The sequence below is a fragment of the Pseudomonas sp. NPDC088429 genome (assembly GCF_044753305.1).
Lineage (GTDB): Bacteria > Pseudomonadota > Gammaproteobacteria > Pseudomonadales > Pseudomonadaceae > Aquipseudomonas > Aquipseudomonas rustica.
Genome location: NZ_JBIVMX010000040.1, coordinates 14,312 through 27,711, shown reverse-complemented (window position 1 = coordinate 27,711; position 13,400 = coordinate 14,312). Strand labels below are relative to the sequence as shown.

Genomic DNA, 13,400 nt, shown 5'->3' with positions numbered 1-13,400 from the left:
TCCTGTTTTTAAAGATCAAAAGATCGCAGCCTGCGGCAGCTCCTACAGGTAGCCGTTTCAGATAGAGATCCAGTGAGGTTTGAGTGCAAGGTGTGGGTTAGAGGGTTGAGCGGATCACATCGCCGAGCCAATCCATGAACACCCGCACGCGCAACGGCAAATGTCGCTGCCGGGCATACAACAACGAAATCGCCATCGACGGCGCCGTGAACTGCGGCAACACCGTCACCAGTTCGCCGTTATCCAAATGTGGCTTCATGCCCGAGCGCGGCACTTGGGTCAAACCGAACCCGCCCAGACACGCCGACTCATAAGCATCCGTGCTGTTAACCGTCACACTGCCCGCCATCGGCAAACGCTTAACCTCACCACCCTCCTCGTACACAAACCCTTCCGAACGCGAACCCAATACGCCGACGTAATGCACCAGCCGATGCTGCGCCAGATCCTCCAGCGTCTGCGGCACACCATAGCGTTCAAGGTACGCCGGGCTCGCGCAGTTGATCATCGAAAAATCGCCCAAATGCCGCGCCACCACCGATTGATCCGGCTGCGCGCCAATGCGCACTACGCAATCAAAACCCTCGCTGAGCAGATCGACGCGGCGGTCAGTGCTGCTGATTTCCAGTTCCAGATTTGGGTGACGATGCATGAACTCAGGCAACAGCGGCATGACCAGACGTCGCGACAGAATGTTCGGCATGTCGACACGAATACGCCCGGTCAGCGAGGCCTCATCCTGGCGGAACAACCCTTCAATCTCGTCCATGTGCGAAAGCAGATCCTTGCTGCGTTCGTACAGCACCAAACCGTCCTGCGTCGCCTGCACTTTGCGCGTGGTGCGCTGCAATAGACGCGTGCCGACCAGTGTTTCGAGTGCCTGCACATGTTCGGACACGGTAGAGCGCGGCAGGCCAAGGCTCTCGCCGGCCAGAGTGAAACTCGACAGTTCGCTGACCCGGACGAAGGTGCGCAGCAGTTCCAGTTTGTTCATGTGAGCACCTGACGATTGTTCGGCTGAGCCGATCAGTGATTCCGATTTCAGTCTGTTTATCACCTATCGGCGGACAAATAAACTGAGTTCCATCACCACTCACCAGCATCGAGGAAGTCCCATGAACCGCAAAATCGCATTGATCACCGGCGCCAGTCGTGGCCTCGGCAAAAACGCCGCCCTGCACCTCGCCGCCCAAGGTGTCGACATCATCGGCACTTATCACAGCCGCGTGGATGAAGCGCAGGCGCTGGTCGCCGAAGTGGAAAAACTCGGAGCCAAAGCCGTCATGCTGCAACTGGACGTCGGCCGCAGTGACAGCTTTGCCGGGTTCGGCGCGAAGGTTGAGCAAGCGCTGCGCGAACAATTTGAACGTGAGCGTTTTGATTTCCTGATCAACAACGCCGGGGTCGGTTTGCACGTGGGTTTCGCCGAGACCACGGTTGAGCAATTCGACATGCTGATGAACGTGCATTTCAAAGGGCCGTTCTTCCTGACTCAACAACTGCTGCCGCTGATCAACGACGGCGGACGCATCATTAATATCTCCAGCGGCCTCGCGCGTTTCACCATTCCGGGCGCCAGTGCTTATGCGGCGATGAAAGGCGCGATTGAAGTGCTGACTCGTTATCAGGCGAAAGAGCTGGGCGCGCGGCAGATTGCTGTGAACACGTTGGCGCCAGGCGCGATTGAAACTGACTTTGGTGGCGGGACGGTTCGCGATAATGCGGCGGTGAATGCGATGGTCGCTGAAAACACCGCGCTGGGACGCGCCGGTCAGCCGGATGATATTGGCGGGGCGCTGGCGTTGTTGCTGTCGCCGGGTGCGCAATGGATCAATGGGCAGCGAGTTGAGGCATCCGGCGGGATGTTCCTCTAAACCTGACACCCATTGTGGCGAGGGGATTTATCCCCGTTGGGGTGCGCAGCGCCCCCTCTTTTGATCCAGAAAAGACGGGCCTGCTGCGCAGGCCAACGGGGATAAATCCCCTCGCCACAGGGGTTTGCCATGATTGACGAATTTAATTAACCCTCACAAACACCACGGGTCATGAAGCGTTCGCGCAGCACGTCGTACGCCCAGTGATACACATAGGTGTACGGCAGGAAGAACAGCAGCACGCCGATATCCAGCAAAAACGCCTGCCACAAACTGACCGACAACCACCACGCAATCAGCGGCACGCCCATCACGATCAAGCCACCCTCGAACAGCAGCGCATGCACCACACGCACCCAAGCGTTATGCGCAACATTCATCCGCGCCAGCACCCGGTCGAAGTAGCGGTTGAACACCACGTTCCAGCCCAGCGCCAGCATCGCGATCAACACCGTCACCGCGCCCATTTCAAGCATCGGTTTTTTCATCAGCCACGCCAGCAGCGGCGTACAGATCAGAATGGCCAGCAGTTCGAAACCAACGGCCTGGAAAATACGTTCAGTGATGGATTTAGGGGCAGTCATTGCCTGACTCCTTGAGTGAAGATGGTTGCCATGATCTACCCTCACACCGATACTTCATAACCAATAACCATCGATCAAGGCGATAGTTCATGGCCTCGCAAGAAGTGCTGTTGGCGTTTGTGCAAGCGGCGACCCAAGGTTCGTTTTCGGCGGCGGCGCGCAAACTCGGGCGCAGTCAGTCGACCATCAGCGCGGCGGTGGCCAGCCTTGAGATCGATTTGGATCTGGTGCTGTTTGATCGCAGCAGCCGTAAGCCGACGCTCACCCCCGCGGGCCATGTGATGTTGCAACGAGCAGAGGCGATTCTGGCGGCGACCAGTCGTCTGGAAATGACCGCGCGGCAGTTGTCCCAAGGCGTCGAGCCGAAGCTGACCGTGGCGATTTCCGACACCTATCAGTCGTATCGTTTTGAAGCGGCGCTGGTTGGGTTTGAGCAGCGTTATCCGGATCTGGAGCTGGAATGTCTGATCGCCGAATGCGAGGACTTGATCGAACTGGTGCAACGCGGTCGCGCACATCTGGCCTTCGCAGAGATGCAGGAAAACTACCCGCCAGATCTGGTGACCTCGACCGTGGCCGAACGCACGGAAATCGCTTTGTTCGTCAATCGCGATCATCCATTGGCGACGCTTGATCACATTGATCAACACACCTTGGAACTGCATCGCGAGCTGCGCCTGGCGACCATCGTTAATCCGTACGACAGTCGTGGCAAAGGCCGGGTGTGGTCGGCGCCGAGTTATTTGATGTTGCTGGAAATGGCCGAAAAGGGTTTTGGCTGGGCGCCGTTGCCGCGTTGGCTGGCGCAGCGGTTTGGCAATGATTTGCTGGTGGAGTTGAAAGTGCGCGGCTGGCCTAAACCGGTGTTTGTCGATGCACTGTGGTCGCGGCTGTATCCGCCGGGGCCGGCGGGGAGCTGGTTGCTTAACAAGATGTTGGAGTAGATCAAAAGATCGCAGCCTTCGGCAGCTCCTACATGGGAAAGCGTACCTCTGTAGGAGCTGCCGAAGGCTGCGATCTTTTGATCCTCAAGCAGCCTCAATCACCACCGGTCGATTCAACAAAAAATACTCATGCAACCCACGCATCGCCGGCATTTCCAGCGCCTGCGCCGCATAACACAACCCGACCCTTCGCGTCGGCGCCGGCAGGTGCAACGCGCGCACCACCACCCGCGCATGCCCGGTCACCAATGACTGCGGCAACATCGCCACGCCAACTCCCGCCGCGACCATGTGCAACGCCTGTTGCAACGACCCGGCATGCCCCGCCACCGCTTCCGGCGAACGCCCGTACAACGCCATCAAGCGCTGATGCGACGGATGCTGCGGACAGGTAATCCAATCCTCAATCGGCGCCCAATTCGCTTGCACCGCCGCCATCGGATGATTCACCGGCAGCGCCATCACATAGGATTCTTCCCACAGCGGCAGGAACAATTCGTCCTCGCAACACATCTCCTCAACCGCCAAGCGTCCATCACCCTGACAGCCCTCCTCCATCGTCAGCAACAGATTCGGCAACGCCAGATGCGCCATGCGCGCAAAGGCTTCGATGTGGCTGGCAGCGATGTCACCCTCGATGCCGAGGGTCAGCGGCGCACGGTTTTCGCGGCCGCGAAACATTCGGCTCAGCGCCTCGGCGTCGGCGACCATTCGCCGCGCTTGCGGATACAGCAAACGCGCTTCATCACTGACTTCGACACCGCGCGGCTGGCGCACGAATAACGTCGCGCCGAGTTCTTCCTCCAACTGTTTGATCGTCACCGACAGCGTCGGCTGGCTGATGAACAGGCGCTGCGCGGCGGCGGTGATGTTGCGCTCTTCGAACACGGCGAGGAAGGCTTTGAGATGACGGACATCCATAGGAGATTCCGATAGCAGACAGAGGAATAAGGCATTTTTCAGCCACAACGGCGCTAAATATACTGCGCCCATCGTTCAGTCATTTGAAATACTTATTTCAGGAGTTCACCCATGAGCAAGCCATTGATCATCATCACCGGCGCCAGTTCGGGCATCGGCGAAGCCACCGCCCGTCGTTTAAGCGCGGCCGGCCATCCGCTGCTGTTGCTCGCGCGTCGCGTTGAACGCCTTGAAGCGTTGGCGCTGCCGCACAGCCTGAGCCGCAAAGTCGACATCACCGATCGCAACGCATTGCTCGCGGCGGTGGCGGAAGCCGAAGCGCAATTCGGCCCGGCGGATGCGCTGATCAACAACGCTGGCGTCATGTTGCTCGGTGCGATGAGCGAGCAGGATCCGGCGCAGTGGGATCAGATGCTCGACGTCAATGTGAAGGGCTTGCTCAACGGTGTGCACGCGGTGGTGGCCGGGATGATCGAGCGTAAACACGGGACGATCATCAACGTCAGCTCGGTGGCCGGGCGCAAGACGTTCCCGAACCATGTCGCGTATGTCGGCACCAAGTTTGCGGTGCATGGGTTGTCGGAGAATCTGCGCGAGGAGCTGGCGCCGCACAATGTGCGTGTGACGACGATTGCGCCGGGGGCGGTTGAAACTGAGTTGCTGAGCCACACCACGGATGAGGCGATCAAGACTGGGTATCAGGCTTGGAAACAGGACATGGGCGGCACGGTGTTGAGTGCTGAAGATGTGGCGACGGCGATTGAGTATGCGTATGGGCAGCCGCAGGGGGTGTGTATTCGCGAGATAGTGATGGCCGCGACCCGGCAGCAGGCCTGATACCCACAACGCCATCCTGTAGGAGCTGTCGAGTGAAACGAGGCTGCGATCTTTTGATCTCGCTTATCAAGGTCAAAAGATCGCAGCCTTCGGCAGCTCCTACAGGGGGGTGGATAACTGATTCAGGCGTGCTTCGATGAAACGTCTTTCGGGTTCTTGCCGGGTCAGTTCAAGGGCGCGAAGGTAGGCTGAACGCGCCTCTTCCACCCTGCCCAACTGCCGACAAAACTCCGCCCGCGCCGAATGCGCCAAGTGATAATCCTGCAACTCGCCCCGCGCCAAAATCCCCTCAATCAACTGCAACCCCGCCAACGCCCCATCCCGCTTGGCCACCGCCACCGCTCGATTCAACTCAATCACCGGCGAAGGCACCGCCCGCAACAGCACGTCATACAAACCAACGATCTGCTCCCAATCCGTCTGCGCCGCCGTCGGCGCCTCGGCATGCACCGCCGCAATCGCTGCCTGCAAACAATACGGCCCAAACCGCCGCGTGGTCAGCGCGCGCTCGACCAGCGCGCAACCTTCAGCGATCAACCCGGCATCCCACAACGCGCGATCCTGATCATCCAGCAGCACCAGTTCACCACTCGGCGAGGTGCGCGCCGAGCGTCGTGATTCGTGCAACAGCATCATCGCCAGCAGCCCCATTACTTCCGGCGCCGGCAACAATTCCATCAACAACCGCCCCAACCTGATCGCCTCACGCGTCAGATCTTCGCGGGTCAGTTCAGTGCCGACCGACGCCGAATAGCCTTCGTTGAACACCAGATAAATCACCCGCAACACGGTGTCGAGGCGCTCGGGCAATTCACTCAGGCTCGGCACTTGATAAGGGATTTTCGCGTCACGGATCTTGGCTTTCGCCCGCACGATGCGTTGGGCAATCGCCGCCGGTGCCGAGAGAAAGGCGCGGGCGATTTCTTCGGTGGTCAGGTCGCAGACTTCGCGCAAGGTCAGCGGCACTTGCGCATCCGCCGCCAGCGCCGGGTGACAACAGGTGAAGATCAGCCGCAGACGATCATCTTCCACGTCTTCGCCACTCCAGTCGGCCTGTTCGAGTTCTTCCAGTTGCGCCAGCAACATCGGCTGCGAGGCCTTGAACCGGGCGCGGCGGCGCAATACGTCAATCGCCTTGAAGCGCCCGGTCGAGACCAGCCAGGTGCGCGGATTGTCCGGCACGCCGTCGCGTTGCCAGCGTTCGACGGCGACAAAGAACGCCTCGTGCAAGGCTTCTTCGGCGAGGTCGAAATCACCCAGCAGGCGAATCAGCGTCGCCAGAATCCGCCGCGAGTCTTCGCGATAGACCTGCTCGACCCGCGCCCGAACCTCAGACATTCAACTGCCGCACCGGGCGCACTTCAACGCTGCCGACCCGCGCCGCCGGAATGTTGCCGGCCACCTGAATGGCTTCGTTGAGATCCTTGGCGTCGATCAGGTAGAAACCGGCCAGTTGCTCCTTGGTTTCGGCGAACGGGCCATCGGTGATCGACAGTTTGCCGTTGCGCATACGCACCGTGGTGGCGGTCTGTACCGATTCGAGCGCCTCGGCGGCGACCATTCGCCCGCTGCCCTGAATCGACTCGGCGTAGGCCCAGCACTCGGCGTCTTCCGGGCTGTCGGGCGATGAATGCAGCAAGCGCTCATCGCTGTAGACCAGGCATAAATACTTCATGGCGTTCTCCTGAAGCGGACGGATCAACTATGGCTGAAGATCAGGGTTGCACATCGAACAGGGTCGCGCCGCTCATCGGATCGAACGGCGCCGACCAATGTTCGTGAGCGATTTTCCACGCGCCGCCGATCTGCCGATAGCAGGCGGTGACGCGCATCCAGCAGCTCTGGGTTTCGCCTTTTTCATTGGTGCCGCCGCAGTTGGCCACCCAGTGGGCGAAGGCGATGTTGTCGGCGCTTTCGATGGCGATTTCATGGAATTCGAAAATGTGCGGGCCGGGGCACATTTCCATGCACGCGACCCAGTGTTCGCGGTACGCCGGTTTGCCCTTGAATTGCAGGGCCTTGATCGCGTCGAACGAGACGATGTCGTCGGCGTACAGCGCCATGACTTTCTCTACGTCCTTTTTCATCACGGCGTCGCGGTAGGTGTTGATCAGGGTCTGGATATCACTTTGTGCGCTCATGGTGTTCTCCGTGGTTTTTGTTTTGAAGACACCCTTAGTCGCTTGGTGGATCGGCAGATCGACAGGCGAAACAAAAAATTTCCACTGAGGCCAAAATCGCTAGAATCCGAGGCTTATCTTTGTAGGAAAAAGGAAATTCCCGTGTCAGCCCAACTCGTGCCGTACGACAGCCTGAATGCTTTGCAGCGTCAGCAAGTCGAGGCGATTGAAATCCATGCCGAGCAGATCAAGTTCTCCGGCGATATTCACGGTGCGTTGCACACCTTGTTGTCGAAACCCGGCCCCGGCGTGAAGGGTTTTGCCTTGCTGGCGGATGAAGTGCCGGTGGCGTTTCTGCTGCTCAAGCGCCCGCCCGTGTTGCCGGCCTGGGCTGATGAACACAGCGCCACCTTGCATGCGTTGCAGGTTGATCGCCGCGCGCAGGGCAAGGGTTATGGCAAGGCGTGTCTGCAAGCGCTGCCCGAGGTCGCGCGTCAGGCGTGGCCGGAGATCAAAGGGCTGGAGTTGTCGGTGGACGCGGATAACGACGCGGCGATTGCGCTGTATGCAAAGCATGGCTACGTCGACAGCGGCGAAGCGTACAAGGGTCGGATCGGTTATGAACGGCGCATGGGCCTGGTTTTCTGAGACATCGAGGGCTGCATGATGCCGAAACCTACGACCTTGATGCATCAAAACGGATAACCGACCCCCTTACTGACACAACTCAAACCTTTGTAGGAGCTGCCGAAGGCTGCGATCTTTTGATCTTGATCTTATTAACAGCAAGATCAAAAGATCGCAGCCTTCGGCAGCTCCTACAGTGGAGATCGGGTTGGCTTTAGAGGGTAAGGATCATCTCGTGCCACGCCATGCCGCCGTGATCCGACTCCGACGGTTTGATGTAGGCAAAGCCAAACCCGGCGTACAGCGGAATATGCTTTTCCTTGCACATCAAATGAATCGTCGCCTTGTCCATCCCGCGCATACGCTCGATAAACTCAGCCATCAAGCGCTTCGCCAACCCTTGCCCCTGATAATCCGGGTGCACCACCACCGACATGATCACCACGTTCGGCCCTTTCGGGTCATGGCCGATCAGTTCTTTGAACGCCTCGTCCGACATCTGCACATCAAACGCCGCGCCCGAATTGACGAAACCCGCCACCACGCCATCCACTTCCGCCACGACAAAGCCTTCCGGCCAGGTGGCGATACGCGTGGCGATTTTCTCGCGGGTGGCGGCTTCGTCGCCTTCGTAGGCAACGGTTTCGATGGCGTAGCAGCGATCCAGATCAGCGGCGGTGACGTTGCGGATGACGGTGTTCATGGCGGCTCGGAAATCAGCAGGAGAAAGTGCCGAAAGCATAAAGGAATCGCGGGGGCATATCGATCCGCACACGGCGCAAACGCATGAGGCGGATCAGTGATCCGCCTCATCACTGCGGGCTCAGGCCTTGGTATCGACCGGCACGCAGATTTCCAGTTTGCCAGTGTGCAGGCGCGGGTTGAAATCGGCGCTGTAACGCTCCAGTTCCGGGGCGTTCAGCTCGACGTAGTGAGAGGTCGGCAACCAGGTTTTGTAGATGTATTGCAGGGTTTGCGGCAACTGATCGAGCGGCCCTTTGTGTTCGAACACCGCGTATTGACGGGGCAGCACTTCGACCCAGCGATAGACGTCCTGCGGCAGTTCGTCGAGCTTGGTGATTTCTACGCCGGCGATGTAATCGAAGCCGCCCTTGCCGTCGAAATTGCAGCACACGCCGTAGGTCACTTCGCCTTTTTGCCCGGGAATTCGTCCCAGATGCGGCAGGAATTTCTCCCACAGCGCCGGGATGTCCTTAGCGGTGTCTTGGGTAAATCGATCGCCAAATCCTGCAATCAGCAGGAAGTGTCCATGTTCGAAGCGAGGTTCAGCCACTTCGACGCGTGTTTGCTCATCCATGACTCGACTCCTGGCACAAAAAAGGGGTTCGGCTGGGAGTATAGAAAGCCAAACCCGTTTCGCACGGTTACAGCGAATGCAACTGCTCGACGGCACCGGAACCGACGAATTCGTTGTAGCCGGATACGATCACGTAGACTGCGAAATAGCAGAAGATCGCTGCAGATGCCATGTAGGAATAGCGCAAAAGCTTGTCGCCCAGCAGCTTGCCACCGTGGCTGGCAGCAAAGCACAAACCGGCCGACCACAGCAGCCCGGCGCAGAGGAAACCACCGAGGAACAGCGCCGAACTCACCGGGCCACCGCCACCGGAGCGGGCGATCAGCGTGCCGCCCACCGCAGCGAACCAAAGAATCGCGCTCGGCGACGACATGGCGAGAAAAATCCCACGAAAGAATTCCTTGCGATGGGAGTTCTGCCCCACCTCCGCCGTCTCGGCCAGCAGCGCTTCGTGATGGATCGCCGAGTAAATCATCTTCGCCGCGAAGTAGATCAGCAGCGCCGAACCGCCGATCCACAGCACCCAACGCACGCTTTCGTATTGCAGCAGAACGGTCATCCCGGCCAGCGCCAGCACCGCGTAAATCAGGTCGCCGACGCAGGTGCCAAGGCCCAGCGCGAAGCCTTGAAAGTAACCGCGCTGCATCGCCAATGTGATCATTGCGATGTTGGCCACGCCGATATCCAGGCACAGCGAAAGGCTCAGCAAGAAGCCGCTGGTGAATTCCATCAACCATTTTCCTTGGAAAAATTTGTTAACAAACGGGCTGGACAGTATGCCATCACTGACCTTATCTTCCGCCACAGGTCACCGCAGTGACCAGCGTCGCTCGGACGGTTCCGGGCGCTTACGTTATCCGAGGCAACAATGGCCGAACAAGGTTCGCCGCGCCGCTTTGCGCGCATAGATCGACTCCCCCCTTACGTTTTCAACATCACCGCCGAGCTGAAGATGGCCGCGCGTCGTCGTGGTGAAGACATCATCGACTTGAGCATGGGCAACCCCGACGGGGCCACGCCGCCGCACATTGTCGAAAAACTCGTACAAGTGGCCCAACGCGAAGACACCCACGGTTACTCGACGTCCAAGGGCATTCCGCGCCTGCGCCGGGCGATTTCCAACTGGTACAAGCAGCGCTACGAGGTCGACATCGACCCGGAAAGCGAAGCCATTGTCACCATCGGTTCCAAGGAAGGCCTGGCGCATTTGATGCTGGCGACCCTCGATCAGGGCGACACCGTATTGGTGCCGAACCCGAGCTACCCGATTCACATTTACGGTGCAGTGATTGCCGGCGCCCAAGTGCGTTCTGTGCCGCTGGTGCCCGGTGTGGATTTCTTCGATGAGCTGGAACGGGCGATTCGCGGCTCGATTCCGAAACCGAAAATGATGATCCTCGGCTTCCCGTCGAACCCGACTGCGCAGTGCGTGGAACTGGATTTCTTCGAGCGGGTGATCGCCCTCGCCAAGCAATACGACGTGCTGGTGATTCACGATCTGGCCTACGCCGACATCGTCTACGACGGCTGGAAAGCCCCGTCGATCATGCAAGTGCCGGGCGCCAAGGACATCGCGGTGGAGTTTTTCACCCTGTCCAAGAGCTACAACATGGCGGGCTGGCGCATTGGTTTCATGGTCGGCAATCCGGAACTGGTTAACGCCTTGGCGCGGATCAAGAGCTACCACGACTACGGCACCTTTACCCCGCTGCAAGTCGCGGCGATCGCGGCGCTGGAAGGTGATCAGCAGTGCGTGCGCGACATCGCCGAGCAGTATCGGCAGCGTCGTAACGTGTTGGTGAAAGGCCTGCATGAATTGGGCTGGATGGTTGAGAATCCGAAGGCATCGATGTATGTCTGGGCGAAAATTCCTGAGGCGTATGCGCATCTGGGTTCGCTGGAATTCGCCAAGAAACTGCTGGCTGAAGCGAAGGTTTGCGTCTCGCCGGGGGTGGGATTTGGTGAGTATGGCGACGATCACGTGCGCTTTGCGCTGATCGAAAACCAGGATCGGATTCGCCAGGCGGTGCGCGGCATTCGCGGGATGTTCCGGGCCGATGGCCTGGTTACCAAATAACTGACACCCATCCCCTGTAGGAGCTGCCGCAGGCTGCGATCTTTTGATCTGGTTTTTTACAATCAAAAGATCGCAGCCTCGTTTCACTCGACAGCTCCTACAGGTGCCGTGTTCACGCAGATCATCACCCACAAAAAAACCGCATCGCTGCGGTTTTTTTGTGTCTGCAAGAAGCGTTTAAACGAACAGCGACAGCAGCAGAATGAAGCCCAACGCAACCACCGAGAGGATGGTTTCCATCGCTGTCCAGGTCTTGAACGTCTCGGCCACGGTCATGTTGAAGTACTGCTTCACCAGCCAGAAACCGGCGTCGTTCACGTGCGACAGGATCAACGAACCGGCGCCAGTCGCGAGTACCAGCAACTCACGGTTAACGCCCGGAATCATCCCCACCACCGGCACCACAATGCCCGCGCCAGTGATGGTTGCAACGGTTGCCGAACCAGTCGCGATACGGATCACCGCCGCCACCAGCCATGCCAGCAGGATCGGCGAGATCTGTGCGCTGACCGCCATGTGGCCGATCACGTCGCCCACGCCGCTGGTCACCAGCATCTGCTTGAAGCCACCGCCCGCACCGATGATCAGAATGATCGCGGCGGTTGGCGCCAGGCTCGCGTCCAGCCACTTGAGCATCTGTTGCGAGCCGATGCCTTGTTTGTGACCGAAGGTGTACAGCGACAGCAGCAACGCCAGCAGCAGTGCGGAGATCGGGTGACCGATCATGTCCATCCAGGTGCGGAAGAAGTGACCGTCCGGCAGCGCGACGTCGGCGAAGGTTTTCAGCAACATCAGGAACACCGGCAGCAGCACGGTAACCAGGGTGATACCGAAGCTCGGCAGGCTCGCCGAGTCATCGTTTTCACGGGCCAATTGATCGACCAGTTCCTGATTCGGGTGACCCGGAATGTGCTTGGCGATGAAGGTACCGAAGATCGGACCGGCAATGATCGCGGTTGGCAGCGCCACGATCAGACCATAAAGAATGGTCTTGCCGATGTCCGCGCCGAACACGCCGATGGCCAGCAACGGGCCCGGGTGCGGTGGCACCAGACCGTGCACGGCGGACAGACCGGCGAGCAGCGGGATACCGATCTTGATGATCGACACACCGGTGCGACGCGCAACGATGAACACCAGCGGAATCAGCAGAACAAAACCGATTTCAAAGAACAGCGGGATGCCGACCAGAAACGCGGCGAACATCATCGCCCACTGGACTTTGTCCTTGCCGAACGCACGAATCAGGGTCTGGGCAATCTGATCCGCCCCGCCCGATTCAGCCATCATTTTGCCGAGCATGGTGCCCAGCGCGAGGATGATGCCGACGAAACCGAGCACACCACCGAAGCCGTCCTGGAACGCTTTGATGATGGTGCCGATCGGCATGCCGGAGGTCAGACCGAGGAACGCGGCCGCAATGGTCAGGGAAATAAACGGGTGCAGCTTGAACTTGGTGATCAGGACAATCAGTCCGATCACGGTGACCACTGCATCAAGCAGCAGAAACGCGTCGTGGGACATGCCAAACATTGGGGGTGTCTCCTGGATTGTTGTTGTTATTAAAGCGGGTTAAACAGAAATCGTGAGGACAGCGCTATCTCTTTCAACACACTCATACCGCCTGTTTCAGACCGTGGGCCTGCCACCAGACGTGAGCCTGCGACGCCAGTTCTTCAACACTGTGGATCGAAGCGTTCAGTGCCAGGGTCAACGGCTCGCCCTTCGGCGATTCGAGGGTGGCGAACTGGCTTTCGATCAACGTGGCCGGCATGAAGTGGCCCGGACGGTGGGACACACGTTCAGCGGCGACTTCAGGGGTCAATTCAAGAAACACGAAGCCCAGGCCCGGCAAGGCGCTGCGCAACACTTCGCGATAACTGTGTTTGAGGGCCGAGCAGGTCAGCACCGGGCGTTTGCCCGATGCATCGACGCGACGCAGTTCGACGCACAGGCTGTCGAGCCAGCCGGCGCGGTCGTCGTCGTTCAGGGGGATCCCCGCGCTCATCTTTTCGATGTTCGCGGCCGGATGGAAAGTATCGCCTTCAATGGCAGTGGCGCCGGTGAGTTGGGTCAGGGCCTCGCTGACGCTCGTCTT

At 59.1% G+C, this 13,400-nt stretch carries 16 protein-coding genes; 5 read left to right on the top strand and 11 right to left on the bottom strand.

What is annotated here, in order from left to right; genetic code table 11:
- Positions 1-97: 97 nt before the first annotated feature.
- A complete protein-coding gene (locus ACIP66_RS18970) occupies positions 98-994 on the bottom strand; it encodes a LysR family transcriptional regulator (RefSeq protein WP_400649919.1) in 897 nt (298 codons plus the stop codon).
- A gap of 121 nt (positions 995-1,115) precedes the next feature.
- On the opposite strand from ACIP66_RS18970, the gene ACIP66_RS18965 reads away from it, so the two are divergent.
- A complete protein-coding gene (locus tag ACIP66_RS18965) occupies positions 1,116-1,874 on the top strand; it encodes an SDR family NAD(P)-dependent oxidoreductase (protein ID WP_400649916.1) in 759 nt (252 codons plus the stop codon).
- Positions 1,875-2,020: 146 nt separating this feature from the next.
- Here the strand turns inward: ACIP66_RS18965 and ACIP66_RS18960 are convergent, their stop codons facing one another.
- The gene (locus ACIP66_RS18960; protein ID WP_212543856.1) at positions 2,021-2,458 is read right to left on the bottom strand and encodes a multidrug/biocide efflux PACE transporter; all 438 of its coding nucleotides are present in this window, start codon (positions 2,456-2,458) and stop codon (positions 2,021-2,023) included.
- Positions 2,459-2,547: 89 nt separating this feature from the next.
- On the opposite strand from ACIP66_RS18960, the gene ACIP66_RS18955 reads away from it, so the two are divergent.
- Positions 2,548-3,402, top strand: coding sequence for a LysR family transcriptional regulator (locus ACIP66_RS18955; RefSeq protein WP_400649913.1), 855 nt, complete (start codon positions 2,548-2,550; stop codon positions 3,400-3,402).
- Between the two features lie 84 nt (positions 3,403-3,486).
- Here the strand turns inward: ACIP66_RS18955 and ACIP66_RS18950 are convergent, their stop codons facing one another.
- Positions 3,487-4,323, bottom strand: a complete 837-nt coding sequence (locus ACIP66_RS18950) for a LysR family transcriptional regulator (RefSeq protein WP_400649911.1) — start codon at positions 4,321-4,323, stop codon at positions 3,487-3,489.
- Positions 4,324-4,434: 111 nt separating this feature from the next.
- Between ACIP66_RS18950 and ACIP66_RS18945 the strand changes: the two genes are divergently transcribed.
- Positions 4,435-5,160 (top strand): SDR family oxidoreductase, encoded by a 726-nt coding sequence (locus ACIP66_RS18945; RefSeq protein ID WP_212548899.1) that lies wholly within the window; start codon positions 4,435-4,437, stop codon positions 5,158-5,160.
- Between the two features lie 99 nt (positions 5,161-5,259).
- Here ACIP66_RS18945 and ACIP66_RS18940 read toward each other — a convergent pair whose 3' ends face one another.
- Genes ACIP66_RS18940 through ACIP66_RS18930 form a run of 3 tightly spaced genes read right to left on the bottom strand, consistent with a single transcriptional unit; the run spans position 5,260 to position 7,301 of the window.
- Positions 5,260-6,498, bottom strand: coding sequence for an RNA polymerase sigma factor (locus tag ACIP66_RS18940; RefSeq protein WP_400649908.1), 1,239 nt, complete (start codon positions 6,496-6,498; stop codon positions 5,260-5,262).
- Positions 6,491-6,835, bottom strand: coding sequence for a YciI family protein (locus ACIP66_RS18935; protein ID WP_008081988.1), 345 nt, complete (start codon positions 6,833-6,835; stop codon positions 6,491-6,493). Before ACIP66_RS18935 ends, ACIP66_RS18940 begins: the two co-directional genes overlap by 8 nt.
- Positions 6,836-6,875: 40 nt before the next feature.
- Positions 6,876-7,301 (bottom strand): YybH family protein, encoded by a 426-nt coding sequence (locus ACIP66_RS18930; protein ID WP_400649905.1) that lies wholly within the window; start codon positions 7,299-7,301, stop codon positions 6,876-6,878.
- 141 nt (positions 7,302-7,442) lie between these two features.
- Here ACIP66_RS18930 and ACIP66_RS18925 point away from each other — a divergent pair, with 141 nt between their 5' ends.
- The gene (locus ACIP66_RS18925; protein WP_159812775.1) at positions 7,443-7,928 is read left to right on the top strand and encodes an N-acetyltransferase; all 486 of its coding nucleotides are present in this window, start codon (positions 7,443-7,445) and stop codon (positions 7,926-7,928) included.
- A 193-nt stretch (positions 7,929-8,121) separates the two neighbouring features.
- Here the strand turns inward: ACIP66_RS18925 and ACIP66_RS18920 are convergent, their stop codons facing one another.
- From ACIP66_RS18920 to ACIP66_RS18910, 3 genes are all read right to left on the bottom strand, one after another.
- Positions 8,122-8,610: a GNAT family N-acetyltransferase gene (locus ACIP66_RS18920; RefSeq protein WP_053122958.1), complete on the bottom strand. Its 489-nt coding sequence runs from the start codon at positions 8,608-8,610 to the stop codon at positions 8,122-8,124.
- Between the two features lie 120 nt (positions 8,611-8,730).
- Positions 8,731-9,225: a GyrI-like domain-containing protein gene (locus ACIP66_RS18915; RefSeq protein WP_053122959.1), complete on the bottom strand. Its 495-nt coding sequence runs from the start codon at positions 9,223-9,225 to the stop codon at positions 8,731-8,733.
- Positions 9,226-9,292: 67 nt separating this feature from the next.
- Positions 9,293-9,955 (bottom strand): LysE family translocator, encoded by a 663-nt coding sequence (locus tag ACIP66_RS18910; protein ID WP_212543864.1) that lies wholly within the window; start codon positions 9,953-9,955, stop codon positions 9,293-9,295.
- Positions 9,956-10,093: 138 nt separating this feature from the next.
- Here ACIP66_RS18910 and alaC point away from each other — a divergent pair, with 138 nt between their 5' ends.
- Positions 10,094-11,302 (top strand): alanine transaminase, encoded by a 1,209-nt coding sequence (gene alaC / locus ACIP66_RS18905; RefSeq protein WP_053122962.1) that lies wholly within the window; start codon positions 10,094-10,096, stop codon positions 11,300-11,302.
- 177 nt (positions 11,303-11,479) lie between these two features.
- On the opposite strand, the gene ACIP66_RS18900 is transcribed toward alaC, so the two are convergent.
- Both ACIP66_RS18900 and ACIP66_RS18895 read right to left on the bottom strand, forming a co-directional pair.
- Positions 11,480-12,835: a GntP family permease gene (locus ACIP66_RS18900; RefSeq protein ID WP_159812783.1), complete on the bottom strand. Its 1,356-nt coding sequence runs from the start codon at positions 12,833-12,835 to the stop codon at positions 11,480-11,482.
- Between the two features lie 82 nt (positions 12,836-12,917).
- The coding region (locus ACIP66_RS18895) for a gluconokinase (RefSeq protein WP_400649900.1) at positions 12,918-13,400 on the bottom strand (483 nt) is incomplete at its 5' end.

Coding starts and splice junctions, on each gene's coding strand:
- ACIP66_RS18945 (WP_212548899.1), top strand. CDS start 4,435: ATGAGCAAGCCATTGATCATCATCACCGGCGCCAGTTCGGGCATCGGC.
- ACIP66_RS18935 (WP_008081988.1), bottom strand. CDS start 6,835: ATGAAGTATTTATGCCTGGTCTACAGCGATGAGCGCTTGCTGCATTCA.
- alaC (WP_053122962.1), top strand. CDS start 10,094: ATGGCCGAACAAGGTTCGCCGCGCCGCTTTGCGCGCATAGATCGACTC.
- ACIP66_RS18900 (WP_159812783.1), bottom strand. CDS start 12,835: ATGTTTGGCATGTCCCACGACGCGTTTCTGCTGCTTGATGCAGTGGTC.
- ACIP66_RS18930 (WP_400649905.1), bottom strand. CDS start 7,301: ATGAGCGCACAAAGTGATATCCAGACCCTGATCAACACCTACCGCGAC.
- ACIP66_RS18915 (WP_053122959.1), bottom strand. CDS start 9,225: ATGGATGAGCAAACACGCGTCGAAGTGGCTGAACCTCGCTTCGAACAT.
- ACIP66_RS18950 (WP_400649911.1), bottom strand. CDS start 4,323: ATGGATGTCCGTCATCTCAAAGCCTTCCTCGCCGTGTTCGAAGAGCGC.
- ACIP66_RS18960 (WP_212543856.1), bottom strand. CDS start 2,458: ATGACTGCCCCTAAATCCATCACTGAACGTATTTTCCAGGCCGTTGGT.
- ACIP66_RS18940 (WP_400649908.1), bottom strand. CDS start 6,498: ATGTCTGAGGTTCGGGCGCGGGTCGAGCAGGTCTATCGCGAAGACTCG.
- ACIP66_RS18965 (WP_400649916.1), top strand. CDS start 1,116: ATGAACCGCAAAATCGCATTGATCACCGGCGCCAGTCGTGGCCTCGGC.
- ACIP66_RS18910 (WP_212543864.1), bottom strand. CDS start 9,955: ATGGAATTCACCAGCGGCTTCTTGCTGAGCCTTTCGCTGTGCCTGGAT.
- ACIP66_RS18920 (WP_053122958.1), bottom strand. CDS start 8,610: ATGAACACCGTCATCCGCAACGTCACCGCCGCTGATCTGGATCGCTGC.
- ACIP66_RS18955 (WP_400649913.1), top strand. CDS start 2,548: ATGGCCTCGCAAGAAGTGCTGTTGGCGTTTGTGCAAGCGGCGACCCAA.
- ACIP66_RS18970 (WP_400649919.1), bottom strand. CDS start 994: ATGAACAAACTGGAACTGCTGCGCACCTTCGTCCGGGTCAGCGAACTG.